This is a genomic window from Neobacillus sp. Soil_C_43 (genome assembly GCF_057656715.1).
In genome coordinates this window covers 58,352-83,112 of sequence record NZ_JBDGJV010000006.1, presented here as the reverse complement: position 1 = coordinate 83,112, position 24,761 = coordinate 58,352, and the positions used below count along the sequence as shown (strand labels likewise).

General features: G+C 38.6%; 28 protein-coding genes. 5 read left to right on the top strand and 23 right to left on the bottom strand.

Annotated features, from left to right (window positions below; all coding sequences use genetic code 11):
- Window positions 1-168 precede the first annotated feature (168 nt).
- Window positions 169-1,332, top strand: coding sequence for a glycoside hydrolase family 18 protein (locus AC3A54_RS10405; protein ID WP_487654402.1), 1,164 nt, complete (start codon window positions 169-171; stop codon window positions 1,330-1,332).
- A 190-nt stretch (window positions 1,333-1,522) separates the two neighbouring features.
- Window positions 1,523-1,942: a hypothetical protein gene (locus AC3A54_RS10400; protein WP_487654401.1), complete on the top strand. Its 420-nt coding sequence runs from the start codon at window positions 1,523-1,525 to the stop codon at window positions 1,940-1,942.
- A gap of 42 nt (window positions 1,943-1,984) precedes the next feature.
- Here AC3A54_RS10400 and AC3A54_RS10395 read toward each other — a convergent pair whose 3' ends face one another.
- From AC3A54_RS10395 to AC3A54_RS10385, 3 genes are all read right to left on the bottom strand, one after another.
- Window positions 1,985-2,770 carry an alpha/beta fold hydrolase gene (locus AC3A54_RS10395; RefSeq protein ID WP_487654400.1) on the bottom strand — a complete coding sequence of 262 codons (786 nt, stop codon included), beginning with the start codon at window positions 2,768-2,770 and terminating at the stop codon, window positions 1,985-1,987.
- 110 nt (window positions 2,771-2,880) lie between these two features.
- On the bottom strand, window positions 2,881-3,129 hold the full coding sequence (locus tag AC3A54_RS10390) for a hypothetical protein (protein ID WP_308083979.1): 249 nt from the start codon (window positions 3,127-3,129) through the stop codon (window positions 2,881-2,883).
- Window positions 3,130-3,440: 311 nt separating this feature from the next.
- A complete protein-coding gene (locus AC3A54_RS10385) occupies window positions 3,441-3,719 on the bottom strand; it encodes a DUF1292 domain-containing protein (protein ID WP_308083978.1) in 279 nt (92 codons plus the stop codon).
- A gap of 154 nt (window positions 3,720-3,873) precedes the next feature.
- Here AC3A54_RS10385 and AC3A54_RS10380 point away from each other — a divergent pair, with 154 nt between their 5' ends.
- The gene (locus tag AC3A54_RS10380; protein ID WP_335532521.1) at window positions 3,874-4,170 is read left to right on the top strand and encodes a hypothetical protein; all 297 of its coding nucleotides are present in this window, start codon (window positions 3,874-3,876) and stop codon (window positions 4,168-4,170) included.
- Between the two features lie 50 nt (window positions 4,171-4,220).
- On the opposite strand, the gene AC3A54_RS10375 is transcribed toward AC3A54_RS10380, so the two are convergent.
- The 6 genes from AC3A54_RS10375 to proB all read right to left on the bottom strand — a co-directional run bounded on the left by AC3A54_RS10375 (window position 4,221) and on the right by proB (window position 11,437).
- Complete coding sequence (locus AC3A54_RS10375; protein ID WP_487654399.1) at window positions 4,221-5,594, bottom strand: nucleoside recognition domain-containing protein; 1,374 nt, start codon at window positions 5,592-5,594, stop codon at window positions 4,221-4,223.
- A gap of 3 nt (window positions 5,595-5,597) precedes the next feature.
- Window positions 5,598-6,290: a FeoB small GTPase domain-containing protein gene (locus tag AC3A54_RS10370; RefSeq protein WP_487654398.1), complete on the bottom strand. Its 693-nt coding sequence runs from the start codon at window positions 6,288-6,290 to the stop codon at window positions 5,598-5,600.
- On the bottom strand, window positions 6,280-6,516 hold the full coding sequence (locus AC3A54_RS10365; RefSeq protein WP_374121079.1) for a FeoA family protein: 237 nt from the start codon (window positions 6,514-6,516) through the stop codon (window positions 6,280-6,282). The genes AC3A54_RS10370 and AC3A54_RS10365 overlap by 11 nt, the downstream gene beginning before the upstream one ends.
- 151 nt (window positions 6,517-6,667) lie before the next feature.
- Window positions 6,668-8,944 carry an ATP-dependent DNA helicase gene (locus tag AC3A54_RS10360; protein ID WP_487654397.1) on the bottom strand — a complete coding sequence of 759 codons (2,277 nt, stop codon included), beginning with the start codon at window positions 8,942-8,944 and terminating at the stop codon, window positions 6,668-6,670.
- A 130-nt stretch (window positions 8,945-9,074) separates the two neighbouring features.
- Entirely contained in the window at window positions 9,075-10,316 is a 1,242-nt protein-coding gene (locus AC3A54_RS10355; RefSeq protein ID WP_487654396.1) for a glutamate-5-semialdehyde dehydrogenase, read from the bottom strand.
- A gap of 8 nt (window positions 10,317-10,324) precedes the next feature.
- Window positions 10,325-11,437 (bottom strand): glutamate 5-kinase, encoded by a 1,113-nt coding sequence (gene proB / locus AC3A54_RS10350; RefSeq protein ID WP_487654395.1) that lies wholly within the window; start codon window positions 11,435-11,437, stop codon window positions 10,325-10,327.
- A 452-nt stretch (window positions 11,438-11,889) separates the two neighbouring features.
- On the opposite strand from proB, the gene AC3A54_RS10345 reads away from it, so the two are divergent.
- Entirely contained in the window at window positions 11,890-13,128 is a 1,239-nt protein-coding gene (locus AC3A54_RS10345; protein WP_487654394.1) for an MFS transporter, read from the top strand.
- A 143-nt stretch (window positions 13,129-13,271) separates the two neighbouring features.
- Here the strand turns inward: AC3A54_RS10345 and AC3A54_RS10340 are convergent, their stop codons facing one another.
- Window positions 13,272-15,518, bottom strand: a complete 2,247-nt coding sequence (locus AC3A54_RS10340; protein WP_487654393.1) for an AAA domain-containing protein — start codon at window positions 15,516-15,518, stop codon at window positions 13,272-13,274.
- A gap of 103 nt (window positions 15,519-15,621) precedes the next feature.
- On the opposite strand from AC3A54_RS10340, the gene AC3A54_RS10335 reads away from it, so the two are divergent.
- Complete coding sequence (locus AC3A54_RS10335) at window positions 15,622-16,335, top strand: hypothetical protein (RefSeq protein ID WP_487654392.1); 714 nt, start codon at window positions 15,622-15,624, stop codon at window positions 16,333-16,335.
- A 91-nt stretch (window positions 16,336-16,426) separates the two neighbouring features.
- Here the strand turns inward: AC3A54_RS10335 and AC3A54_RS10330 are convergent, their stop codons facing one another.
- The 13 genes from AC3A54_RS10330 to deoR all read right to left on the bottom strand — a co-directional run bounded on the left by AC3A54_RS10330 (window position 16,427) and on the right by deoR (window position 24,489).
- Window positions 16,427-16,627 carry a helix-turn-helix domain-containing protein gene (locus tag AC3A54_RS10330; RefSeq protein ID WP_308083968.1) on the bottom strand — a complete coding sequence of 67 codons (201 nt, stop codon included), beginning with the start codon at window positions 16,625-16,627 and terminating at the stop codon, window positions 16,427-16,429.
- A gap of 186 nt (window positions 16,628-16,813) precedes the next feature.
- On the bottom strand, window positions 16,814-17,461 hold the full coding sequence (gene deoC, locus AC3A54_RS10325) for a deoxyribose-phosphate aldolase (protein ID WP_308084173.1): 648 nt from the start codon (window positions 17,459-17,461) through the stop codon (window positions 16,814-16,816).
- A 174-nt stretch (window positions 17,462-17,635) separates the two neighbouring features.
- Window positions 17,636-17,899, bottom strand: coding sequence for a EutN/CcmL family microcompartment protein (locus tag AC3A54_RS10320; protein WP_487654391.1), 264 nt, complete (start codon window positions 17,897-17,899; stop codon window positions 17,636-17,638).
- Complete coding sequence (locus tag AC3A54_RS10315; protein ID WP_308083966.1) at window positions 17,899-18,174, bottom strand: BMC domain-containing protein; 276 nt, start codon at window positions 18,172-18,174, stop codon at window positions 17,899-17,901. Before AC3A54_RS10315 ends, AC3A54_RS10320 begins: the two co-directional genes overlap by 1 nt.
- Before the next feature lie 15 nt (window positions 18,175-18,189).
- Window positions 18,190-18,462, bottom strand: coding sequence for a EutN/CcmL family microcompartment protein (locus AC3A54_RS10310; protein WP_308083965.1), 273 nt, complete (start codon window positions 18,460-18,462; stop codon window positions 18,190-18,192).
- A gap of 236 nt (window positions 18,463-18,698) precedes the next feature.
- Window positions 18,699-19,154 carry a ribose 5-phosphate isomerase B gene (gene rpiB, locus AC3A54_RS10305; protein ID WP_308083964.1) on the bottom strand — a complete coding sequence of 152 codons (456 nt, stop codon included), beginning with the start codon at window positions 19,152-19,154 and terminating at the stop codon, window positions 18,699-18,701.
- Complete coding sequence (tpiA, locus tag AC3A54_RS10300; protein WP_487654390.1) at window positions 19,151-19,990, bottom strand: triose-phosphate isomerase; 840 nt, start codon at window positions 19,988-19,990, stop codon at window positions 19,151-19,153. The genes rpiB and tpiA overlap by 4 nt, the downstream gene beginning before the upstream one ends.
- A gap of 11 nt (window positions 19,991-20,001) precedes the next feature.
- Window positions 20,002-20,280: a BMC domain-containing protein gene (locus AC3A54_RS10295; protein ID WP_308084172.1), complete on the bottom strand. Its 279-nt coding sequence runs from the start codon at window positions 20,278-20,280 to the stop codon at window positions 20,002-20,004.
- Between the two features lie 116 nt (window positions 20,281-20,396).
- A complete protein-coding gene (locus AC3A54_RS10290; RefSeq protein ID WP_487654389.1) occupies window positions 20,397-21,824 on the bottom strand; it encodes an aldehyde dehydrogenase family protein in 1,428 nt (475 codons plus the stop codon).
- 2 nt (window positions 21,825-21,826) lie between these two features.
- Window positions 21,827-22,126 carry a EutN/CcmL family microcompartment protein gene (locus AC3A54_RS10285; RefSeq protein ID WP_308083961.1) on the bottom strand — a complete coding sequence of 100 codons (300 nt, stop codon included), beginning with the start codon at window positions 22,124-22,126 and terminating at the stop codon, window positions 21,827-21,829.
- 13 nt (window positions 22,127-22,139) lie between these two features.
- Complete coding sequence (locus AC3A54_RS10280; RefSeq protein ID WP_487654388.1) at window positions 22,140-22,868, bottom strand: hypothetical protein; 729 nt, start codon at window positions 22,866-22,868, stop codon at window positions 22,140-22,142.
- A gap of 5 nt (window positions 22,869-22,873) precedes the next feature.
- A complete protein-coding gene (pduL, locus tag AC3A54_RS10275) occupies window positions 22,874-23,533 on the bottom strand; it encodes a phosphate propanoyltransferase (protein ID WP_487654387.1) in 660 nt (219 codons plus the stop codon).
- A gap of 5 nt (window positions 23,534-23,538) precedes the next feature.
- Entirely contained in the window at window positions 23,539-24,489 is a 951-nt protein-coding gene (deoR, locus tag AC3A54_RS10270; protein ID WP_335548997.1) for a DNA-binding transcriptional repressor DeoR, read from the bottom strand.
- Window positions 24,490-24,761: the final 272 nt, after the last annotated feature.

Sequence of the window (24,761 nt, the reverse complement as noted above, 5' to 3'; positions counted from 1 at the left end):
TATTAAACATACGTGTTTTTAACATTAACCTTATTACTATATCAAAAACTCGAACTGCTTTTCAAATGTTTGAACCTCCTCCCACTAAAAGGTGGATATTACCAACCTATCTTCCTTGCTTTTTCTGTTACAATTTTCATTGAAGAAAACGGAGGAGGAACCCAACTAATGAAAAAACATTATAGCCTCCTTGCCCTGGTAATTACTATTACCTTCATTGGAGGATTTTTTACTGGAGTATTTTTCTCTACAAACAACAAACATTCACAATCTAAGAATATACAAAAAGTAGCGCAGTCTGAGATAAAGCCCCAGACTAAGGACTTACCAGAAGTGAAAAAAGCCTCTTCGAAAGTCCTTATTGGTTATGTCCAGGATTTTCGCGATCCAAATATCGTGGATTACAAAAAATTAACACATGTGATTTTTTCTTTTGCCCATCCGACAAAAGACGGAGGGATTTTGCTCAATGGTGATTCTGCTATAGGGAACCTTCGGGCAATGGTTGCTAAAGCTCATAAATATGATACAAAAGTGATGCTGGCCGTTGGTGGTTGGTTTCATATAAACGGGGGCGAATCGTATGAGTATTTTAAAACTGCAATTTCTAATCCTGTTAGCCGAACAAGGTTAGCTAACGAGCTTACTAGTATCGCTGAACGAGAAAAGCTAGATGGTATTGATATAGATTTTGAACATCCCCGTTCCAAAGCAGATGCAAAAAATCTAGCTGCTTTTACAAAGGAATTAAGTTCCCAGTTACATGCAAAAAATAAGGAATTATCAATTGCTGTTTACTCCAAAATCCATGCACAAACTCTTACAGAAATTGGCTTTGTAGTGTATGAGCCATCGATGTTCGCCGATGTGGATCATGTCAATATCATGGCATATGACGGACAGTGGGATGGTGGGTATAATGGAGCAAACTTATCACCGTACCCGTTTACTGAAAAAATTGTAACCTATTGGACTCATTTGTTTGAAACATACCATTACCCAACAGAAAAGCTAGTATTAGGTGTACCGCTTTACGCACAACCTGCTGATCCAAAAATTAAACAGGTATCTTATGGGGCGATCATTAACGAAAACCCTGCAAATGCAAATAGTGATACAGTAAAGATGAACGGAACAACCTATTATTATAATGGTGATGCAACGATGAAAAAGAAAACAAAACTGGCACTTGACCACAGCTTTGGTGGGATGATGCTCTGGGAAGCGGGTCTCGATGCACAAGGCTCTCATAGTTTAACTTCATCTATTTACAGTGTTTTGAAGGATTCCAATAAGGTACCGGTTAAATACTATACGGTTAAGAACGATTAAGGATATGAAGCTGAACTCTCTTAAAAAGTTGGTTCAGCTTTTTTTATTGTTTACTTTTTAGCCTCTACATTATACACGACATAAATTCGTCACAAAATATGGTATTTGTCGAATATTTTTCCAAGTTTTTTGAAGGAGATTGTCGAAAAAAGGAGAATGAAATAAGGAGTTGAAAAAAGGAGGAAGACAGATGAAGAAATTATTAACAATATTATTTGGTGCATTAATCGCTTTATCCCTCTTTGTCACTACGGGGAATACGGCAAAAGCAGCTAAACCTGGGGATGATTGTGGATGCACTGGGACACTAGTAGGTGCGGAAAAGAATAAAATTGTGGCTGACTTACTAAGCAGTCAAGAATTTAAAACAGCTAAAGCAGCGCTAACATCAGCTGGTTATTCTTACAGGGGAGCATCTCTCATCAAAGTAGCAAAAATGGAAGGAATTATTATTACTGTTGTTCCTTTTTATACTAGTGAAGGACAAACGATTATTGCTGGATTTGTTAATGGTGAATTTAAAGGAGCTGTCAATCCGACGACCGAAGAACCTATACTACTTCCTCAAGAAAAGGAAACACAATTACAAGCTATATTTGCACTCTTTTAAAATAAAGGTTCCCATTAGTTACGGGAACCTTTATTATTGCTTTTAAACCCTGGACAAAAACGCTTGTATCTCTCTAATTAATTCCTTTGAATTCTCGTACATACTCATATGGCCAGAACCTTGAATCAATGAATGGGTAATATTTGGTTTGGTTACTGAAAATGTTTTCTCTGCTGGGATGATTTGATCTTGTTCCCCTGCTAATAATAGGACAGGTAAATCTGTATTTTCTAATACATGAATACGATCAGATCTATCTTTCATCGCTTGCAATGCATGAATGGTACCCTCTTGTGTCGTTCCGTAACCAATCTCTTTTGCCGTTTCTACATATTTTTCATCCGTATGTTCAGGAGAAAAAAGCTTCGGTACTAGCCCATCAATTAGAGGACGGACTCCCTGCTGCATCACTTTTTCAATGTTTCCTTGTCTTCCCTTTTTAGCCTCATCTGAATCTGGATATGCAGTGGAATGAACTAAAGAAAATCCATATAATTGGTCACTATATTTCTCAGCAAAAGCAAGGGTAATATAACCTCCCAAAGAGTGCCCGAACATCGTTACCTTCTCTAAATTTAGACCATTGATAAGTTCTTTTATCCGATCTGCCATCGCTTCAATCGTCGAACCATTTGAAAGTGTTTCTGATTCCCCATGCCCAGGCAAATCTGGTGCAATTACCCGGTAGTTTCTTGATAATTCTGGTATGACCTCTTCCCAATAACGAGAACTACCACAAAAACCATGAAGAAGAACAACTGGCATTCCTTCTCCTTTATCCACATATGAAATCGATGAACCTTCAAGTTTTTGAAATTTTACATCCATCATCCTCACTCCTATCCATTTCCACTCTTCTTGTCATATATATACCCAATTTTACCATAAAGAAAGCATTGCTTTTTCAGAGCAATGCCATAATTATTTTTATATACATGTTATCCAATCTGTTCCTCATTTTGGTCCGTATTCAATAAAGCTCGTTTACTCGGGATTTGCGTTAAATTAGACCTTTTCAATAAGTAATTCATATGTTCAACTGGCATGGACCCATGACCCTTACTATCGCCAAGAATGAATTGGACCGTGATACCATTATTACTTTTCACTGTCATTAATTCAGCAGAATTGAAAAAACCTTTGATACTTTGGGAAATTTGATACTTTGAACCCTCTTCAATAAACATGAAAGTCTCCTTTGTAGATATTCTCCATGTTAGTATGCCAAATAAAAATATTTACATACATAAATTTTCCAGCAGATTTATAATCAAAAGGCTCTATTAAAGTTGCCTGTTGATTTCCGCTCCAGGCTCTTCGCTTTCCGTGGGCGTTTCGGCGAGCCTCCTCGGCGCCTGCGCCTGCGGGGTCTCCCCTGAACCGTACTCCCACAGGAGTCTTCGTGCCTTCCGCTCCAATCAACAGGGTATAAAAATCAACACTGTTCTTTAACAAAGCCAATCAAAAAAAGAGAGGTATACCTCTCTCCCAAAGTAAACTATTCATCATCTTCTTCCATCATATCATCAAAAGCCTCAGATACCTTATCAAATTCTTCATCACTTTCAATCGCTGTAAAATCTCCATCCTCATCAACTTTTAAAAAGAAGATATCAATATCCTCTTCCGTTTCTTGTTTCACTTCGTCAGCAAATGCGACGGCCACATACTCTGAGCCTTCAATCGTCATAACTCCAAGTACTTCTACTTCCTGTTCATCGTCATTTTCATCACTAATTGTAAAAATCTCACCAATTTCAATTTTACTCATGTTCATTTCACCCCTAAGGAAAATTTTCTACCTTCAAACAGTATCTCATAAAACCATTGAAATTAATCTAAGTTAGTAATGATACTTATCAAAAATCTCAGCAACATAGTTAAAAATCCGATATAATTGGGGTAGTAAGTTTTTTGTAAGGAGAATTCAAATGAATCAAAAAGAGGTAGAAGAAAAGATCATTGAAAACTATCGCGGGGAAGAGAAAATGATGATCCTCGTATTTGCCCAATGGTGCATAAATCACAACCTTAATCCGGAAGAATTATACATAAGGGCTTACCCTAACCAAGCAACCAACCCTGCATTGAGGGAAGCCCTTGAGTTAACCGTACCGAAGGAAGAAGCTGGTGAAGTGCCAGATGAAACTCTTCTAGGTGTATTATCCTTGTTTGGAAATGATGACCTTGCATTCGTAGTGACGGAAGAGATAAAAAAAAGAAAATAGCCATTTCATGAGAAAGACACCTGAGAGTTCATTCAGGTGTCTTTCTTACTTTATAGAATTCCAAGTATTCTTACCGCTTGGGTAATGATTAATGGGACCAAGATGGCGATGACTGTTGGGATAAGGAAAGCCATGACGGTCCATTTTTTACTTTTTGTTTCTTTGTAAATATTAAGCAAGGTAGTTCCGCATGGATAGTGCAATAGTGAAAATAACATCATATTTAACGCGGTCAGCCACGTCCATCCATGATCAAGGAAAATATTCTTTAAGTCCGCTAAATTATCAACTTCAGTTAAGGAACCTGTAGATAAATATCCCATTAAAAGGATAGGTAAGACAATCTCATTAGCTGGTAAACCAAGAATAAATGCCATCATAATATACCCGTCAAGGCCGAGCATTTTTCCAAACGGGTCTAGAAATTCCACCGCATACATCAAAATACTTGTATCACCGATATAGATGTTTGCGAACACCCATGTGAGGATGGCTGCTGGCGCAGCCACTTTAACCGCACGTATTAATACCGACCACGATTTAGTTAAAGAGGAACGTATCACCGTATCAAAAATCTTTGGCCTACGATAGGGTGGGAGCTCTAGAGTATAATGTGTAGGTACTCCCTTTAAAGCAGTTTTTGACAAAACCCATGAGACAAAAAATGTGACGATAATTCCAAATAATACAATTCCTACAATAACCCCTGTGGTAACTAGCGATTTTAATCCACCTGTAAAATTAGCAGCCATGAACAGAGATGCTAATACTATCAATGTTCCCCATCGGCCGTTACATGGTACGAAGTTATTTGTCAGTATGGCAAGCATCCTCTCCCTTGGAGATTCAATGATTCGTGTCGATATAACAGCTGCTGCATTACAGCCAAAGCCCATTGCCATCGTTAAGGATTGCTTACCGTGTGCTCCAACCCGCTTAAACAAACGATCCATATTAAAGGCAACTCTTGGCAGATAACCATAGTTTTCAAGGAGAGCAAAGGTTGGAAAGAAAATTGCCATTGGCGGCAACATCACACTGATGACCCACGTGGTTCCCCGATACAACCCAAGAACTAATATACCGTGAACCCAATCAGGTGCATGCATGAACTGAAAGAATGAAGTAAGATACCCCTCAAGGATTCCAAAAAATTCTGCTAACATTGATGAAGGAATATTCGCTCCAGCAATTGTTAAATAGAACAATACACCTAGCATGGTAATCATAATCGGGAATCCGAATATCGGTGAGGTAAAGATTGCATCCAGTTTTTCCGTACGCAAATCCTGTTTTGATTTCGTGTAAGAAATGCCTTCATGACATAATTTATGACTTCGGTCGTATAGATGTTGGACAATCTCATCTCTAAGCTCTGATGTTGACAAACTTCGTGCTTCTGAATAAAGCTCTTGAAGACTCATGTTCTATACCTCCTCAGCTACCACTAACCGCTTACTTAGTTCATTGAGTAAAGCCTCATCACCATCTAGTAATCTTAAAGAAACCCAGCGGGCAGAAAGATGATTCCCGACAATTCCCTGAACTTTTGGCTCAATTTGTTTGATCTTTTCTTCTATTTCATCAGGATACGTGATTTGTACCGGATTACATTCTATTGCTCCTGTCACAATCCGGTCTATCGTATCTAGGAGCATAGGAAACCCCTTTTTATTCCTTGCAGAAATTTTAATAACTGGTACACCTAATCGATTTGTCAGCAATCTTTCATTTATATGAATTCCACGCTGTTCTGCAACATCGATTAAATTTATGCAAATCACTACGTTTTTTGTCATCTCTAGCACCTGTAATGCCAAATTGAAATTTCTTTCTAATGAGGTGGCATCTAGAACTACAAGCGTAATATCTGGTTTCTCAAAAACAATATAATTGCGTGCTACTTCTTCATCTGTTGAGTTAGAAAAAAGTGAATATGTCCCAGGAAGGTCAATCAGATGAAAGGTTTTGTCTTTATACTGAACACTTCCTTGTGCATGTGAAACTGTTTTTCCTGCCCAATTCCCTGTATGCTGACGAAGCCCAGTAAGAGCATTAAATAAGGTACTTTTACCCGTATTCGGATTTCCTGCTAATGCAATGCGATATTCATCCCGCATCAGAAATCAGCTCCCCCTCGATTTTGGAACTTTCCTCTTTTCGTAAGGCAATCGTTGTTTGGCTCACACGAAAAGCAATAGGGTCTCCTAATGGACTCTTACGAACGACTTCTACTAACGCTCCATTCACAAAGCCTAAATCTAACAGTCTTCGTCTCATCACACCATCTAAATTTAAGGATGTTATTTTTATTAAATTTCCCTTTTCCCCTTGAACCAACTTCATTGTTTTAGGTTTATCCATCTCTCTTTCCCCACTTTCAAAGTTTTTACCTCGCGCAACTTTTGTTTAATTATATGTGATGATTCACCTATTTGTCACCTTTTTTTAAAAAATAAGCTGCCTATTTTTAGGCAGCTTATCAACTATCGCTTTATTATAAAATAGTAAACTCATTCCACTCCTCGGGCAGAAGGCTCTGGTAGTGGTTGTGCAAAAATCGATCATCTATCAGGACGATGGTTCCATGGTCGTTTTCAGAGCGAATTAATCTTCCTCCAGCTTGTAACACTTTATTCATTCCTGGATAAATGTAGGCATAATTATATCCACTCTTGTTCTTTTTATTAAAGTGATCCTTAATGAGATTTTTCTCAAAACCTATTTTAGGTAATCCGACTCCTACGATGACAACACCGTTTAATCGATCACCGATTAAATCTATTCCCTCTGAAAAAATACCGCCGAGAACAGCAAATCCTAGGACTCCCTTTTCTGATTCAGGTTTAAAGGTTTCTAGAAAGTGTTCCCGCTCTGCTTCAGACATTCCTGAAGCCTGAATGATCGTTTGTGTTTCTTGGTCCTCTGCCTTAAACCCTTCATAGACAGTTAGTAAGTAATCATAGGAAGGAAAGAAGAAAAGATAGTTACCCGGTCGTTGTTTTACCAATGCCAGTAACACACGAATGATTTTCTCTTTTGTCTTTTCGCGGTCACGATATCTGGTGGATAATGGTTTAATAAAAATATCCACCTGTTCCTTTGAAAAAGGAGAAGGAATAGAGAGTAGATAATCCCCCTCATTTCCGCCAAGAATTTCATGATAATAAGGTAACGGTGAAAGGGTAGCTGAGAAGTATACTTTTGTCCGATAACCTTTCCCCATTTGTGCAAGGAGCTTAGACGGGTCCATACAAAAGAGCTTGACCAGCAAATCATTCTTAATTTTTTCTGCATAAATGACATAATGCTCATCAACAAAGTCAACAATTTTTATGAATTGATTCACCTTAAAATAGGCTTCCAATAAATCAGGAGATGCATTTTTAATAAGCATTTCTTCTGCCTTTTTTACAAAATCAATAAGATGACTTACGAAGGTTTCATTTAAAACCTCTAACACCATTTCATTCTCTCTGTCCATATCCTTTTTCATTGAAATAAAGATGGTATTGATCCTGTTGGCAGACTCGTAAATTTCTTTATCGATCCCTTTATAATTTTTTTTCAATTGTAGAAACATTTCTTTATTTAGTGATGCTGAGAACATATCCCTCCCCCGGTCAACGAGGTTATGTGCTTCATCTACCAGTAAAACAGTCGTTTTCTTTTGCTCTTCAATCAAGCGTTTTAAGGATACTCGTGGATCAAAAATGTAATTGTAATCACAAATAATACCATCAGCGGCATAGGAAAGGTCAAGCGAAAATTCAAATGGACAAATAGAATGCTTACGTGCATAGTCACCGATCACTTCACGGGTCAGTCTGTCTTCATTGGATAATATATCAAGAATAGCTACGTTGATGCGGTCATAGTACCCGTCAGCGAATTCACAATAATCCTTTTGGCACTTGGTCTCTTCCTTAAAACAAACTTTGTCCTTAGCCGTAATCGTGACAGTTTTCATACATAACCCGTGTGATGTCATCCTTGCAAAAGCTTCCTCTGCCGTTGATCGTGTAATTGTTTTTGCTGTAAGATAAAAAATACGGCTTAGATGCCCTTCCCCTACAGCCTTAACTGCTGGAAAGAGGGTAGATATCGTTTTGCCAATTCCGGTTGGTGCTTTAACAAAAAGATTCTTTTCATCTAAAATGGATTTATACACTGCTCCCGCTAATTTCCTTTGTCCTGCACGATACGTTTCAAAAGGGAAAGAGAGATCTTTTATACTCCCATTTCGCTTTAATCGATGGATGTGCATCAATCTTGCATAGGGGGCGTACTTTTCTATCACATAAAAGACAAACGCCTCAAGCTCTGAAAAATGACAATTGGTTTTTAACTGCCTTTTTTCTAAGGTATCCACATGTACATAGGTAAGCTGAACGGTGATTTCCTGTAATTCATGATCCAGCATATACATATAGGCATACATTTTTGCCTGTGCCCAGTGGACAGGGACCCCTTCCAAGTTCAGTTCTTCAAGTGGTCTTGAAAAAGATTTAATTTCATCTATCGTAACGACATGATCCTGAAACAAAAGTCCATCACAACGGCCGTCAATAAGAAAGGTAAACTCTTCAAAGGGAATTTCTGAACGAAGATACACTTCTTTCTGATCACCATCTTTATAAGTTTTCTGGATTGATTGATGAATTCTTGTTCCATCTAATAGAGAAGATTGGGAGCGGAAACGGTTATCTATGCTACCAGCCAGATAAACATGTTCTACAAGCTTCCGAACAGATAGTTGAATCGTATTTGTCACATGATCACCAACTAATAATAATATAAGAATGTATGTTTGTATTTTAAGTATAGCAGAAATGAATTCATAACAAAAACAAGTAAGGACTACATCGCCCTTACTTGTTTGATATTTTTAGGGTATCTTAGATTTATAACCTAATTTGACCTGTACCACGGACAATTGTTTTTGTCGTTGTAATTGCCTTTAGGCCCATTGGTCCCCTTGCATGAAGCTTTTGCGTACTAATTCCGATTTCTGTCCCATAGCCAAACTGCTCCCCATCTGTAAAGCGGGTAGAAGCATTATGGTATAAAACCGCCGCATCAACCGATTGATAAAACAAATGAACATTTGCCTCATTATCACTTATAATCGCTTCCGAATGCTTCGTACCATAACGATCAATATGTTCAATCGCTTCCTTTACATCGCTAACCACTTTAACTGCTAATATTGGTGCTAAGTATTCTTTGTGCCAGTCCTCCTCTAAGGCTTGCTGTACAAACGGATAAGTAGCTGCTAATCCTTCATCCCCACGAAGTTCTACTTCCTGGTCATAAAGGGCTCTTAAGAGTTCCGACTTATAAGGCCATTTTTCATGAATTAACAACGTTTCAGCAGCATTACATACGGAAGGCCGATGTAATTTGGCATTGATAGCAATATCAATTGCCATTTTTTCTTCAGCTGATTCGTCAATATACACATGGCAATTTCCAACGCCCGTTTCTAAAACTGGAACAGTAGCATTTTGGATAACGGATTGAATAAGTCCTGCTCCGCCTCGAGGAATGAGGACATCTAGGTATAGGTTCAACTTAAACATTTCAGAGGCTGTCTCACGGCTTGTATCTTCCAATAGTTGGACCGCATCCTTTGGAATCGCCGTTCCTTCGAGTGCCTCTTGCATAGTATGGACGAGGGCTTTATTGGAATGAATAGCGGTAGAGCTACCTCTTAGAAGAACCGCATTTCCAGCTTTCAAACAAAGACACCCTGCATCAACCGTTACATTCGGTCGAGCCTCGTATACCATCCCGATAACCCCGAGTGGAACCCTAATCGTTTCAATTCGAAGTCCATTTGGTCGTTCCCAAGCGTCAATCGTTTCACCGATTGGGTCCTCTAAATGTATTAACTGACGAACTCCAGCCACAATCTGTTCAATTCTCTCGTTTGTTAATGAGAGTCGATCAATTAAAGAGTCTGATAGTCCGTTTTTTTTCCCGGCCTCAATGTCCTTTGCATTTTCACTGACAATCCATTCCTTTTTAAATTGTATATGATCAGCGATTTTTTCTAACGCTTCGTTTTTTTCGATGGATGAAAGCATTCCTAATGTTTTCGAAGCAATTTTTAAAAGACTGGCTTTCTCTAGTAATTCACTCATACTCCCACTCACTCCTTTGGCATAATGACCCAATTATCACGATGTATCACTTCTACTTTTTTATTGATTGAATACCCTTTCGATTGTTCACCAGGTAAGCCTTTCACTTTTAATAGATTTTTAGAAGAATAATAAATTTGCCCCTTGCCTATGACATTCCCTTTTTTGTTTCTAACCATGACAACGTCTAAGGCATTAAACTCGCCGATGACATTAGTAACTCCAACAGGCAACAAGCTCTTTCCATGAAACACAATGGCTTTTTCTGCGCCTTCATCAATCTCAATTACACCGCCGACTTGCGAATGATAAGCAATCCATTGCTTTTTCATTTGCATTTGTGTTTGGAAGGGTCCTCCAATATATGTCCCGTCTCCTTTCCCAGTTAAGATATCGACCAGTTTTTCCTTTCCCGTGCCGGTACCGACAAAAACACTGACGCCAAGGGATAATGCTTTTTTTGCAGCAAGCAGCTTTGACTTCATCCCTCCTGTACCGACAGAAGACCCACTTTCTCCGGCAACTGCGATGAGTTGTTCGGATATTTCTGGGATAAAATGATATTTTTTTGCCTCTTTATTCACTTTTGGATTTCCATCGTAGAGTCCATTGATATCCGTTAGAATAATTAATGCATTGGCATGTAGAAAACCACTAACCAGTGCTGACAATAAATCATTGTCTCCGAAGGTCAATTCCTCAATTGACACGGAATCATTCTCATTAATAATTGGTAAAACGCCTCGTTGAAGAAGCTCTGTCATCGTTGAAAATAAGTTTTGAAACCGGACCTGACTGTAAAAATCTTCTCGTGTTAATAAAATTTGAGCTGGAATGATACCAAACTCTTTAAACAGTTGAATGTAATGTTGCATTAGTAGACCTTGCCCGACAGCTGCAGCTGCCTGTTTACCAGCTGTACTTTTAGGTCGTGTTGGATATCCAAGCGTTCCAAAGCCTGCAGCAACAGCTCCGGAAGAAATGAGAATAACCTCATGCCCCTGTTCCTTTAAATAGGACAGTGCTTTCACATGATCATGTATTTTTTCTTCTGAAATATGCCCCGAGGCACTTGTTAGTGAGCTGCTTCCAATCTTCACTACCACCAGCTGTTTTTTCATCTGTCTTCGGACCTTTCCTTATTAAAATAAAAAAACGACTCTCCTGTCCTTATAAAAGGACGGAAGAATCGTTTCCGCGGTACCACCTTTATTGATGCAGGAAACTTGCGCCTACATCCACTTGAACCTGTAACGAGGGAGGACGGCTTATGTTTGCATAAGCAGCATGTGAGGGCAGGTTCAATTATTTTTCCGTGAGAAACCTTTCAGCCAGTGGGTTTCATTCTCTAACACGTTCCAATGATTTACTAATCCCATACCTTTTTTCAATTTTTCAATTTATTTGATTATCCATAGAAATTGGTAAATTGTCAAGACAGATTTTTTAGATTAATAAGGTAATAGTTCTTCGGAGGCTTAACAGGTAATTGTTCACATAGAAATTTAGGTACCCGAATAAAATGATAAGTAAAATAAGTTGAATTGGGTCTTGGGAAATAGGAGGTTATTTAATGGAAAAAAGCAGCTATAAACGTTTATTGGTTTATGCCATTATTGGAATGTTAACAACTGTTGTTGTTCTAGCATTTGCAAGACTTTCTTATGGAGTGATTCTTCCGTTTATGCGAGAAGGCCTTCATCTAACCTATAAGGAAGCAGGTTACCTCGGTACCACCACTTCCTTAGGGTATTTAAGTACCATTATCTTTGCAGGTATCCTTGCATCGAGATGGGGTAGTAAACGGACTATTTTACTTGGAATTTCTCTGGTTACGCTAGGCTTAGCTGGGCTTACGTTTACTACTTCATTCCTTGTAACCTTTCTTTTTATGCTGTTATTAGGGATTGGAACCTCCTTTACCTATACCCCTTTTATCTCCTTACTTGTTGCCTGGTTCCCGCAAAAAAAGGGATTTGTCATTGGTTTAACAACGAGCGGGGCAGGTATTGGTATCCTCTTTGCGGGAATCATCGTTCCCTACCTTGGTAGCTTAAATTCCGAGATAGGTTGGAGAATAGCCTGGGGAGTATTCGCAGTTATTGGGTTAAGTGTTGTATTGCTAACTTTATTATTTATAAAAAACCCACCAGTTGAATTGGCTTTTGAACAGAACAGCCTGAAAGATTCGCCAAAAGAAATCTATAAAAATCCGAAAGTGATTAATGTTGGATTAATCTATGGAATTGTTGGTGTAACTTACATTGTCCAGATGATTTTTATCATGAGCTTTATGATTGAATCAGGCATTAACATAAAGTTTGCCGGGCAATTAATGGCATTGAATGGAATTTTGTCTATTTTTAGCGGACCAATATGGGGATTTATTTCTGATAAAATCGGACGGAGAACGTCGCTCATTTTAACAATGGGCCTGACCTTATTTTCTATGGCACTGCCTATTTTCTTTACCACGCTCCTAGGCTTTACCCTCCATATCATTATATTAAGCTGCACGTCTACCGGATTATTTACGTTAACACAGGCTTCAAGTATGGACCATGTTCGGCCTACTGACATGCCATTAGCTTTTAGTTATGTTACGTTTTACTTTGCAGTGGGACAATTTATTGGTCCTACCATGGCCGGCTGGTTGATCGAGGATTTCGGCGGCTTCAAAAGCGCTTTTTTATTTTCTTCTCTGTGTTTAGTTGTAGGTTTAATGCTGACGTTTAAGGTAAGAAATTCTGAACAACATGTTAGAGTAAATTCAACGATTCATGGTGAAATAAGTGAACGAGTGACACAGTAAAATTGGATTCGCGAATAAACTCTCAAAATTCGATAATAAATTTAACATTTTAATCGGAAGTAAGAATTTTTCTGGCTGGATTACCTCAAATACAGAAAATTTGTATATAAGAGTAGAAACTGAAGCTAAAAACGCCGCAATTTCTACTCTCTTTTCATAAACTGCCCTAAAAGATATTCAGATACTTTCTCGGAATCAAGTCTTACCGCAATGTATGGCGGTCTAACACCTTTCAGCCCTTCTAAAGGCAACCCCAACCAAAGAAACCGTTGATCGATGACGATAAATGGAAACGACAAACCCTCGTCTACTCTTTCATTTACCAAAAGCTCCGGCCATTCATCATCCGAAATTATCGTTAATTTCACCTGTTGTGCTCGGTTTCTTAACCTCTCCCTCCATTCTTCCGTTAGAACCGTTTGGGATGGTAAAGAAATCACAATTGACGACCTAGCCATTTCGATATCTTTAAATACCCTATCAAGCTTACGTCCGTGCATCCATTGCAATCGTGGGTGCTGATTCCGAAGCCACTTACCGATATCCACTGTGCCAACCAATTGTTGGTGAAGTTCTTGGTGTTCCACCAACTGTCTCAGTGTTTTCCCAGAATACACATGATTACGAATAAATGACCGATTGCTAACATGAATAAACTTACCCTTTGTTCTTGTGATTGCTACATTGATTAATCGTTCACTATCTTTGCCGGTAAGAAGCATGCCTGCACGGCTTTGAGGCTCACTATCGACGGAGTCAAAAATCATCACATCACGTTCACTGCCTTGAAAGCGATGGACAGTTGCTGCAATAATATCGGCTGAAACTCGTTCTTTTTCATAAATATCTTCTAATAAAAGATTCATCAGCTGAGCTTGAGCACGGTATGGAGTAACATAACCAATCGACTTTAAACCAGCCTGGTAGGATTCATGAATTAATTGAAACGACAATAATACTTGCCATGGATTCATTCGAGAATGAGAGGTTCGCTCTTGTATACAATGCCCACCAGTATAACTTGTATCAATAAGAACAGAGGCTCTGCCCTGAAAAGGGGCTTTTTCAACAATACTATTCCTGCTGGAGCGGACACTCTCATGGTCACCAACTAGTGAATGATATATATACTTGTTAGTGAAGGCTGATATATCTGGATGCATTCTCCTTTGCTCTTTTAATAAAAAAAGATGGGGGTGGATCCTGCCATTATTTACCCATTCAACAACACCAGATCGATGAAAAATGTCCTCCTTTAGCCACGTGCTTACCAGGTGATCCCGTGAAGAAGCAATCGGCGGCAATTGTTTAAAATCACCGCAAATAATCACACGTTTCCCGAGTGAAGCAGCAAAGGCAGCCTGGGGTACATAGGCCATACTGGCTTCATCAAGGATGATAACGTCAAACTCCTTTTCAAAAATGGCGGAATCAGATGCTGCTTTTGCAAGGGTTGCCCCAACTACATATGCATCCTTTATGAATTCGATTTCTTTTTGTCGGATTTTATCAAGCACTCGTGCCATTTTTGTCTCTAACTCTAAAAGGTAATTTGTATCTCGCTTACTAAAGGAACTGGCCAAATCCTGCTTTAGCTTCCTTCTTTCCTCTGTAAGCATATCCTTCTCTTCAGCTAGCATAGGACTATGGAGCTGAAGAAGTTGACTCGTAGTGATGGCTTCATGATTGGAAAGTAGTCCACCTGTATTTCCCCCATAGCGTAGTACCTCTCCTTCACGAAAACGACTTTTCTTTTTTAAAAAAGAGGTAACTTCACTAATTAACACGTCTACTGCTTGGTTACTATGAGATACAACCAGCACCCGTTTATCCTGAAAGTATTTATTAGCCGCCACACGTGCTAAGGTATAGGTTTTTCCTGTTCCCGGGGGACCCCAAACAAAAGTTATGGGATTATATTTTGACCGTAGAACTAACTCGTGTACATTGCTTTTTATCTTTTCAACAGGATGTTTCGCTGGCATGGAGGGATCCATCAATTTTTTGACACGAAGACGCTTTTGTTTGTTTTTTTTGATATCATCTAGCCTCTCGATAAGCTGTTCAAGCAGTTCCCACGGATCATGACACAAATAGGCTTCCGGGATTAAATCACCAAATGACTTTTCTAAGTCAACCATCACCCCTCTTCCCTCAGAGGAAAGCACACGTCCATTTTGTTTCATGCTTCCCCATTCAATCTTAATGGTAGAACTCACAGGAATTTGTAAAGGTCCTGATGTATCAAAGTAATACGTATAGGAACCTTCTGTAGACAGCAGTCTCCCATTTGTGACAAGAAATTTATTACTACCGTATTTTTTCAAATAATTTATTTCATTTTGCAGTGCCTGCTGCCATTCTTTTATGTATGATATTGTATTAGTCATTTTTCTCTTCCTTTAACATTTACCTCTTAATAAGAATAGTCTATTTATAGCCCTAAAACAAAAAGATAATTTTGGCGGTTGTAAAAAAAGGAGGAATGTCCAAATGAGTAAATTAAAATACTTAGAAATTACTCGGAATTTTAAGAGCTATTATCAAACACTTCGAGATATTAATTACTATTTAAATAGTGATTCTGAAGTTGACCAGGTAAAACTACAAGCAACATCTTCAGTCATTTCAAAGTTAATCCTTGGTTTTATTAGGACTAATGGAAAAAGTTTTAGAGAGATGGATCGAGAACAGTACGAAAAAGAATTTCTAATTTTTTATGATGATTTTCTTAGTGTAATACAAAACAGTGGTGAAAATAATGTCGACTTTGAGCAATTCGCAGCTCTGATTGATGAGATAATTGGGATAGCAGTCAGGAGAAAGGACACTCTTGACAAAATTCAAAAAGAAAAACTTGGAACCTCTGTTGAAAACGAGGAGGTAATTGAGGAAGAAGGTGATCATTCTACTAATATTGATGATGAGCTTTTGACTAATAAAGAGGTTAGCGAATCTGACGTACCTGTAGATGACAAAACTGATAGTATTATAGTTGAAGACCATACACAAGAAGAAATTGACAATATGAAGCTTGAAGTTGAAGTTGAAGATGGAAGCGACGACGCTAATTTTGTTGAAGAAGAAGATAGAAAATTAGATTCAGATATGGGATATAGAGATAAGGAAAATCTAGATGGTAATATCAATGTGTTTGAAAGTGATGATAATTATCGCTTTAGACCAAGAAAGAAAAGATTTAGATAATCGAAAACAAGTTGACTCATAGCGGTCTCAACCATATGAGTCAATTTGTTTTTTACATAAAAAAATCGCCTTAAGGGCGATTTTAAGTGGATTAGATTGATACATCTCCAATGGAGAACGAGCAGTTTAATGCTTCAGAAATTTTCGCTAAGGTTGATATTTGTACATCAAGCTCGCCATCCTCTATTGCCGTAATCAGATCGGCATCTAAACCAGATAAAGAGGCAAGTCTTTCTATTTCAATTTCGCGATTTACTCTTATTTTCTTTAGTTGATGTCCAATATTGTTCATTATAAACACTCCTCGTGTATGTAAGCGATTACATTTTGTAAATATAATTATAGTAAACAATCTAAAAATTTTCAATACTTTTTAGATTAAGAGGAATAGAAAGTTGAGAGACAGACCCAAATGTAAAGAAGATCCGCCTCTCGACTATTCTTTGAACATGACAACTTTCATTTACTCGTTAATTAATTAGTATCCAGTTCCCTGACCGCCAGTAATGATGGCAATACTTGAGCTAGCACCAATTCTCGTTGCACCAGCTTGAATTAGTTTTCTAGCTGTATCTAAATCTCTAACACAAGCAGATGCTTTTACTCCCAAGTCTGGACCTACAGCTTCACGCATTAACTTAATGTCTTCTGCTGTAGCACAACCAGGGCCAAAACCAGTTGAGGTTTTAACGAAATCCGCGCCAGCCATTTTTGCTAAAATACAAGCCTTTTTCTTTTCTTCAATTTCAAGAAGTCCTGTTTCAATGATTACTTTTACAGGAGCATGACCTTTCGCAGCTAACACAACACCTTCGATGTCTTTTTTCACTGTTTCGAAATCACCTGATTTAAGTGCACCAATGTTGATGACCATATCAATCTCTGTTGCTCCGTTAGCGATCGCATCACGAGTTTCAGCGATTTTGACAAATGTGCTTGTTGCACCTAATGGAAAGCCAACTACTGTTGTAATACCTACACTAGAGCCTTTAAGTTCTTTTGCAGCTGTGGAAACCCAGTAAGGATTTACACATACTGTGGCAAATTTATGTTCTTTCGCTTCTTCACAAAGCTTCACAACTTGCTCTTTAGATGCTTCAGGCTTTAATAGTGTGTGGTCAATCATTCTAGCTACAGAAGGACCTGTAATGATGTTAGATGAAGAACCTTCTTTATATGTTACGTTTCCAGAAGAAACTTGTTTTACTTCTTTTAACTCTTCTTTATTCGTTAATTGTTGCATAATTTGATTTGTTATTTGTTCAACCAATGCTTCAATTTGCATCGTGCTCACCTCACATTAATGTAATCGATCAATGATACCGGCAATGACCGCATCAAAAGAACCTTTTGGGTCTTCTAAAATATCTCTTGCCGATCCACCCTCTTCTAGTATCAGCACATAATCGCCAACCCCTGCATGAAAGCGGTCAAACACAATCATTGCATCACCGCATTCTTTACCTGATGCGTCAACTGGGATGACAACCATGAGCTTTTTATTTTGATGACTGGGTGTTTTAATCGTTGAAACGACATTCCCTACTACTTTTGCTAGTTTCATTATTTTGCTACAGGAAGAATTTTCTCGATATCTGAGTGTGGTCTTGGGATTACATGAACTGATAAGAATTCTCCAACACGCCCAGCTGCATCCGCACCTGCTTCAGTTGCTGCTTTTACTGCACCAACATCACCACGAACCATTACACATACTAAGCCTCCGCCCACATTTACTTTTCCAAGTAATGTCACGTTTGCTGCTTTTGTCATTGCGTCTGCTGCTTCAATAGCTCCTACTAAACCCTTAGTTTCGATCATTCCTAATGCGTTACTCATTTATATTTCCTCCATTCATTTAGTCACATTATAGTAGTCAATAATTCCTAATATCCCCGCGTCTGACGGGACCAAATCTTTGTTAAGTGGTAAGGAAGATTCTCTGCTTTTTGCTAAGTAAACGAGATCTCCTTCTCCTGATTGTCCAATCGTATCTATAGCCACAAGTGGTTTGCCTTTATCATTCAATTGATCATCTACTGGTTGAACAATCAGAAGCTTTAACCCTTTTAAATTTTCATTTTTATGTGTACAGACCATATTTCCAATCACTTTGGCTACAAACATTTTAAAACCTGCTTTCTAGAATTCCTTAAAAGTCTATTTCGAAGGCTTTATTAAACATGTCTGTTGATTTCCGCTCCAGGAGCTTCGCTTTCCGTGGGTGTTTCGGCGAGCCTCCTCGGCGCTTGCGCCTGCGGGGTCTCCCCTGAACCATACTCCCACAGGAGTCTTCGCGCCTTCCGCTCCAATCAACAGGGTATAAAAACCAAAAATGTTCTTTAACAAGCCATTTCGAAAAATTAACGCCCTAAGAAACGGCTTTCTATTTCCATGATTTTCGTTACTCGACGATCATGACGTCCGCCAGCAAAATCTGTTTCCAACCATGTTTTTACTAATTGCTTGGCAAGACCTTCACCAATAAATTGACCGCCGATGGAAAGCACATTTGCATTATTATGTTCACGGCTGTTTATTACCGATGATAAATCCCAGCAAACAGCACCGCGTACACCTGGTATTTTATTTAATACCATTCCGCTACCAACGCCAACTCCATCTATCATAATCCCTACATACTCTTCATTTGTAGCGACTGTTTCACCTACAAGGAAAGCAATGTCTGGATAATCTACTGATTCATTAGCCTTACATCCATAATCTAAATATTCATAGCCTAATTCCGTTAAATAGGCTTTTAACTTTTCTTTAAGTTCGTATCCACCATGATCGCAACCGATTGCCACTTTTTTCATTGATTTTGTTCTCCTTTGGCAAATACATTGATAATTTCATCAAATGAATGTGCATGTAAGCTAGCTCCTCCTACAAGTACGCCATCGATATCTGGCATTGCACTGTACTCGGCTGCATTGCTTTCATTTGCAGATCCACCGTAAAGAATCGAGATGCTTTCTGCTTTTTGTCCAATCATATTTGTTAAAATTGATCGAATATAAGCATGGGTTTGCTGGGCAAGTTGAGCTGTAGCAGATTGACCTGTTCCAATTGCCCATACCGGTTCATACGCTAGAATAAAATTGCTTGAAGCAATTTCTTTCAATGCACCGAATAGCTGAGTTGATAAAACTTGTTCTGTTTGCATTGAATTTTTTTCTTCTAGTGTTTCGCCAATACAGATAATGGGGGTAATACCAGCCTGAATCGCCTGCTTAACCTTTTGATTAATTAGTTGATCATCTTCACCTGCATATTGTCTTCTTTCGGAGTGCCCGATGATACAATAATCACAGCCCACATCCTTTAACATACTGATGGATGTTTCCCCTGTATAGGCACCTTTATCTGCCCAATGTACGTTTTGCCCACCCAACCCAATGGACTTCTTTGATTGGTTGATAAACAGATGGGCTGGATACAGGAGCTGTGTCGGAGGACAAACAACTACTGAAACTTCATTACTACTATTTATTTTTTGGAAGAATTCAGCAGTCTCAGCTAGATTTTTATTCATTTTCCAATTGGCAATGACATAGGTTTGCCGATCGTTTTGAAGCTGAAGTTCACCTAGAGACTGACCAATGACATCTCTTACCAAATTTTTGATATAGCTTTCAATGGATTGTTCCATCATGTTGCCCCTTATTCAGTCTTTGGTAGGATACCTTCTACATCTCCGTTTGGACGTGGAATGACATGTACAGATAGTAATGAGCCCACACGCTGAGCTGCTTCTGCACCAGCTTCTGTTGCAGCCTTAACGGCACCTACATCACCGCGAACCATTACAGTAACAAGACCAGCACCAACTAATTCTCTTCCAACTAACGTTACGTTTGCAGCTTTAACCATAGCATCTGCTGCCTCAATTGCACCTACTAAACCTTTTGTTTCAATCATTCCTAATGCTTCTTGACTCATTTTATTTCCTCCTTTAGTTATAACCTCTAATTTTGGTTTTTCTTGTTTTTTTACTTTTTCTTCTTGTGAAGTGACGGTTTTTTCTTCTTTTGCCTTAGCCAATTACAAACACCCCACTATATGATTCTAAATCCATCAACTAAAACACAGCGGCGCTGGCGTGTAAATGTTTTAGCACTGGTTAATCCTTCACCTGTTGGGCCTGCAATGGTTAGTGTGGTGAATCCTTCACTTTCAAAGCCAAGTCCAGCAACAGACGGACCATTTTTAACAAAAATCGTAGCTTGAATTTCTTGTGCCATTTTTGTTAAGTTGGTTATATTTTGTGAGTGCATAATCGCTGTATGACGGTTACCCTTTTCAGCAATAACGGCTAACTCAATCGCTTTATCGACATCAGGAACTCTGACAATCGGTAAAACTGGCATTAACATTTCTGTCATCACTAATGAGTGATCCTTTGACGTTTCAGCAATAATGAGCTTCACGTTTGGACCTGCTTGAATGCCAGCAGCTTGTAAAATAACAGAGGCATCTTTTCCAATGTAGTCTCTGTTTGGATAAAACTTATCGTTTTTCTTCACAAGGACTGTTTCAAGTAGTTTTTCGAATTGGAAGCCTTTAAGTTCAATAGCCCCATTCTTTACCATTTCTGCCTTAAGTGCATTAGCCACCTTGTCAACAACAAATACTTCTTTTTCAGCAGTACATAGAACATTGTTATCAAAGCTTGCACCCTTAACAATATCTGCTGCTGCTTTTGAAATAATCGCTGTTTCATCTACAACAACAGGAGGATTACCTGGCCCTGCTGCAATTACTTTTTTACCAACAGACATCGCTGCCTTTACAACAGGTCCTCCGCCTGTAACCACAAGTGCGTTAACCTTTGGATGGTTCATGACCTGTGCTGACGTCTCTAAATTAGGTGCTGCCACAGATGTTAGAGTATTTTCAGGACCGCCCGCAGCTACAATCGCTTGGTTTAAAAGTTTAAGTGTTCTAATTGAAACTTGTTTTGCACTTGGATGTGGATTGTAAACAACCGTATTACCTGCTGCAATCAATGAGATCGAATTGTTAATGACGGTTGCTGCCGGGTTCGTAGAAGGTGTAATGGAACCAAATACTCCGATTGGTGCATATTCAACAAGTGTTAAACCATCATCACCAGAATAAGTGGTGCTAACTAAATCTTCCACACCAGGTGTCTTATTTGTTGCTAAAAGAATTTTGGCAACTTTATCTCCGACTCTACCAAGTTTTGTTTCTTCTACTGCAAGCTGTGCCAATTCATTAACATGCTTGCGGCTTGTTTCTCTCATGTTTTCAATCATTTGTCTTCTTGTTGACAATGGAAGTTTACGAAGCTTTTCCCATGCAACTTTTGCTGCATCTGCAGCTTCGTCAACAGTAGCAAACACTCCATCGCCTAAGCTAATATCATTTTGTTGGGAAGCAGGTGCATCAGTTGTTTGATTTTGACCTAATTGCTGAAGCACTTGTTCAACCATTTTTTTGATATCGGTTTCATTTATCTGCAAAATTAATTACCTCCTTTATTAAAGGTTAATGACCCTTGTATTTCAATTTGATCGACAATCCCTACAATTGCCGCATCAACGGGGACACCGTTTGTAATTTCTGTTTGTCTTGCTGAGCTTCCACTGACTAGTAATACAACTTCTCCGACGCCAGATCCTACAGTATCAATAGCAACGAGTGGTTTTCCGTCTTCCTCGATACTCTTCATATCTAATGGCTGTACAATAAGAAGTTTCTTCCCAGTCAACTTCTCTGCTTTAGTGGTGGATACAATGGAACCAATTACCTTACAAATAATCATTGCGTCCCTCCTTTCAAGCGTCTGATTTCGTAATCACAATTTTTAATTCTTTCGCTAAATCCTTTGCTGAAGGAGTAATCTTACTCTTTAGCGGAACAATCAGTTCCTTTAATCCTGTGTGAAAGGCCTTTTCCACATGCTTCGCTAGAATAAGAGACTGCTTTTCTTCGTAAGCAGTAAATTGATGTTCCACCGTTTGAGTAAGCTTATTTAACGGTACCCATTTCACCTGGTCGGTCTGAATTTGTCTTATGTAAGACTGTATGCGCTCCTGAACAGTATGTGGAGCATGAATTTGTTGATAAACATTGGGTTCTACTCCATTGTTTGCGATAACAACCGGCTTTCCAAGTAATTGATATTGAATAGCAACCCAAACTGCCAGTTCATCGTCCATTGTTAATGCCAGCTTGGATAACAATTGATAAGATGCAGCAGGAATAACAAGTACGGATGATTCTTCAATAATCGCAGTCAATTCTTGCTGATTAATCTCTTCTAATAAAACAAATGGTCGATTGTTAAAAGTTGAAGATGAGTTAGCCCACTCTTTTGATACAATCAATTTTACTTCGTAAGTATTAAGGAGCGGGGTAATCGCTTCCAAAACACAAGTAGGATTTGGAGATTGATAACCTAATAGAATAGCAATCGGCTTTTTCTCATTCTCTAGTATTTTATCTTTTAAGTAAGCTTCGACCACTTGCTGGACTAATATTTTAACCTGTGATTGGATATCCACCAGCATCAACCCCCGCTCACTTGCACTCGACTTTCAATGGCTACAATTTCACCAATCTGTCCATTTTTGATGTTTGCTGCATTTGCTTCATCAATATCGATATGCATTTCAAGTTTGTATTTTGGTGAAACACGAATGAGTACATTTGAAAAAATAACTCCGCGTTCACCCTCGACTTTTACTTGAACACGATCTCCGTCAGAAACACCAAAACTTTCACCATCACTTGTATGCATATGAATATGGCGAGCTGCACAAATCAAACCCTCATTAATCGTGACTTGTCCTCGTGGTCCTTGGATCGTAATAGCCCCTGATCCTTTAATATCGCCGGAGTTACGAATAGGAGGTTTTACACCTAATGTAAAACCATCAAATAAGGATACTTCCACTTGTGTACTTCCCCGAGCAGGGCCAAGAACTCTGACATTTTGAATCTTACCCTTAGGACCAATTAATGTGACTGTTTCCTTTGCTGCATATTGATTTGGTTGTGACAAATCCTTCAGCTTGTTTAATTGATGGCCTTTTCCAAATAATCTGTCCACATGTTCTGGAGATAAGTGAATATGCCGGTTCGAAGTTGCTATAGGTATTTGCTTTGGTTGTTTTAGAGTGGCTTTGACAATCTCTTCAACAAGTACTCTAATTTTTTCTTTATCCATTAATGCTAATCACCTCCCATTTCGAGTAAAGCCTTGGCAGTATATTGGTCGGTTATGAGAACATTTGCATGCTTGCCCTTTAAGGCGCCAAAGATCCCATCAATTTTTGAATTTCCTCCTGCAATAAGAATGCCAAACTCTTTTTCCGCTAAATGGGAGAGTTCAATACCGATTGTTCGATCATTTAAAGCTTCATGGCTTATTCGCCCATCAATATCAATAAATCTAGAGCATATATCCCCAACCGTATTATTCGATCTGAGAATTTCTACATCATTGTCTAAAAAATAGCCTGCATGCATCAAAGTAGAGTTTTCCCCCGGCTCACCCACTGTAAAAATAGCAATATTTGCCTGTTTCCCTAGTTCTAATATTTTGTTGACATGCCTGTCCGCAATGATTGCTTGCTTGACAACAATGTGGTCAACTACAGCAGGAACAGGTAAAAAATGAGGTGTCGTATGAAATGCATTGGCTAATCCATTGATAATTTCTGAAGCATAAGTGTTTGACTCTGAGTAACTCACCCCACCATTAAGCTGGACAACAGTGACATCCTTCACGTTCTTAGGCTGCAAATTTTTCACTAGTTGAAAAAGGGTTGTTCCCCAAGTAATTCCAATGGTATCGCCGCTTTGGACAATGTCATTTAAGTAACCCGCGGAAACTTCTCCTAGCTTATCTTTTATCAGTTCATCTTCGTACTCAGGGATTGGAGCAACAATACAATGTTTTAATTGAAAAAGCTCCTTAACCTGTGCTGCGAGTTCCTGAACATCCTCAGCCGGATCACATATTTTAATATGAACAACGCCTTCCTGGACGGCTTGCATCAAAAGCCTTGAGACGGTGGGGCGGGAAATACCTAACTTTTTCGCGATGTCCTGTTGACTATAGTCTAATTGGTAATACAATTTAGCCACTTCAACGAGGCGCGAAATTTTTTCATCCGCCATAAGTACATTCACCTAATCTTAAATAATATGAAAATTTGAAACTCCCTTTCTTTTCAAACAAGTAAACGGTTACATCTTTGATAAAAAAATAAAGATAAATGAAATTATGTAAATCTTGGATGAACATTTGCTAATTCAATTATAACCGATGCTCCATTTCTGTCAATCACTCTTTCGAAGTATTTCGACATTTTTTTCTCTTGATTATAGAATTGAACTAGATTTTACCTGTATTGTCCATTTCGTGAACATTTTCTTTCATGAAAAAAAGA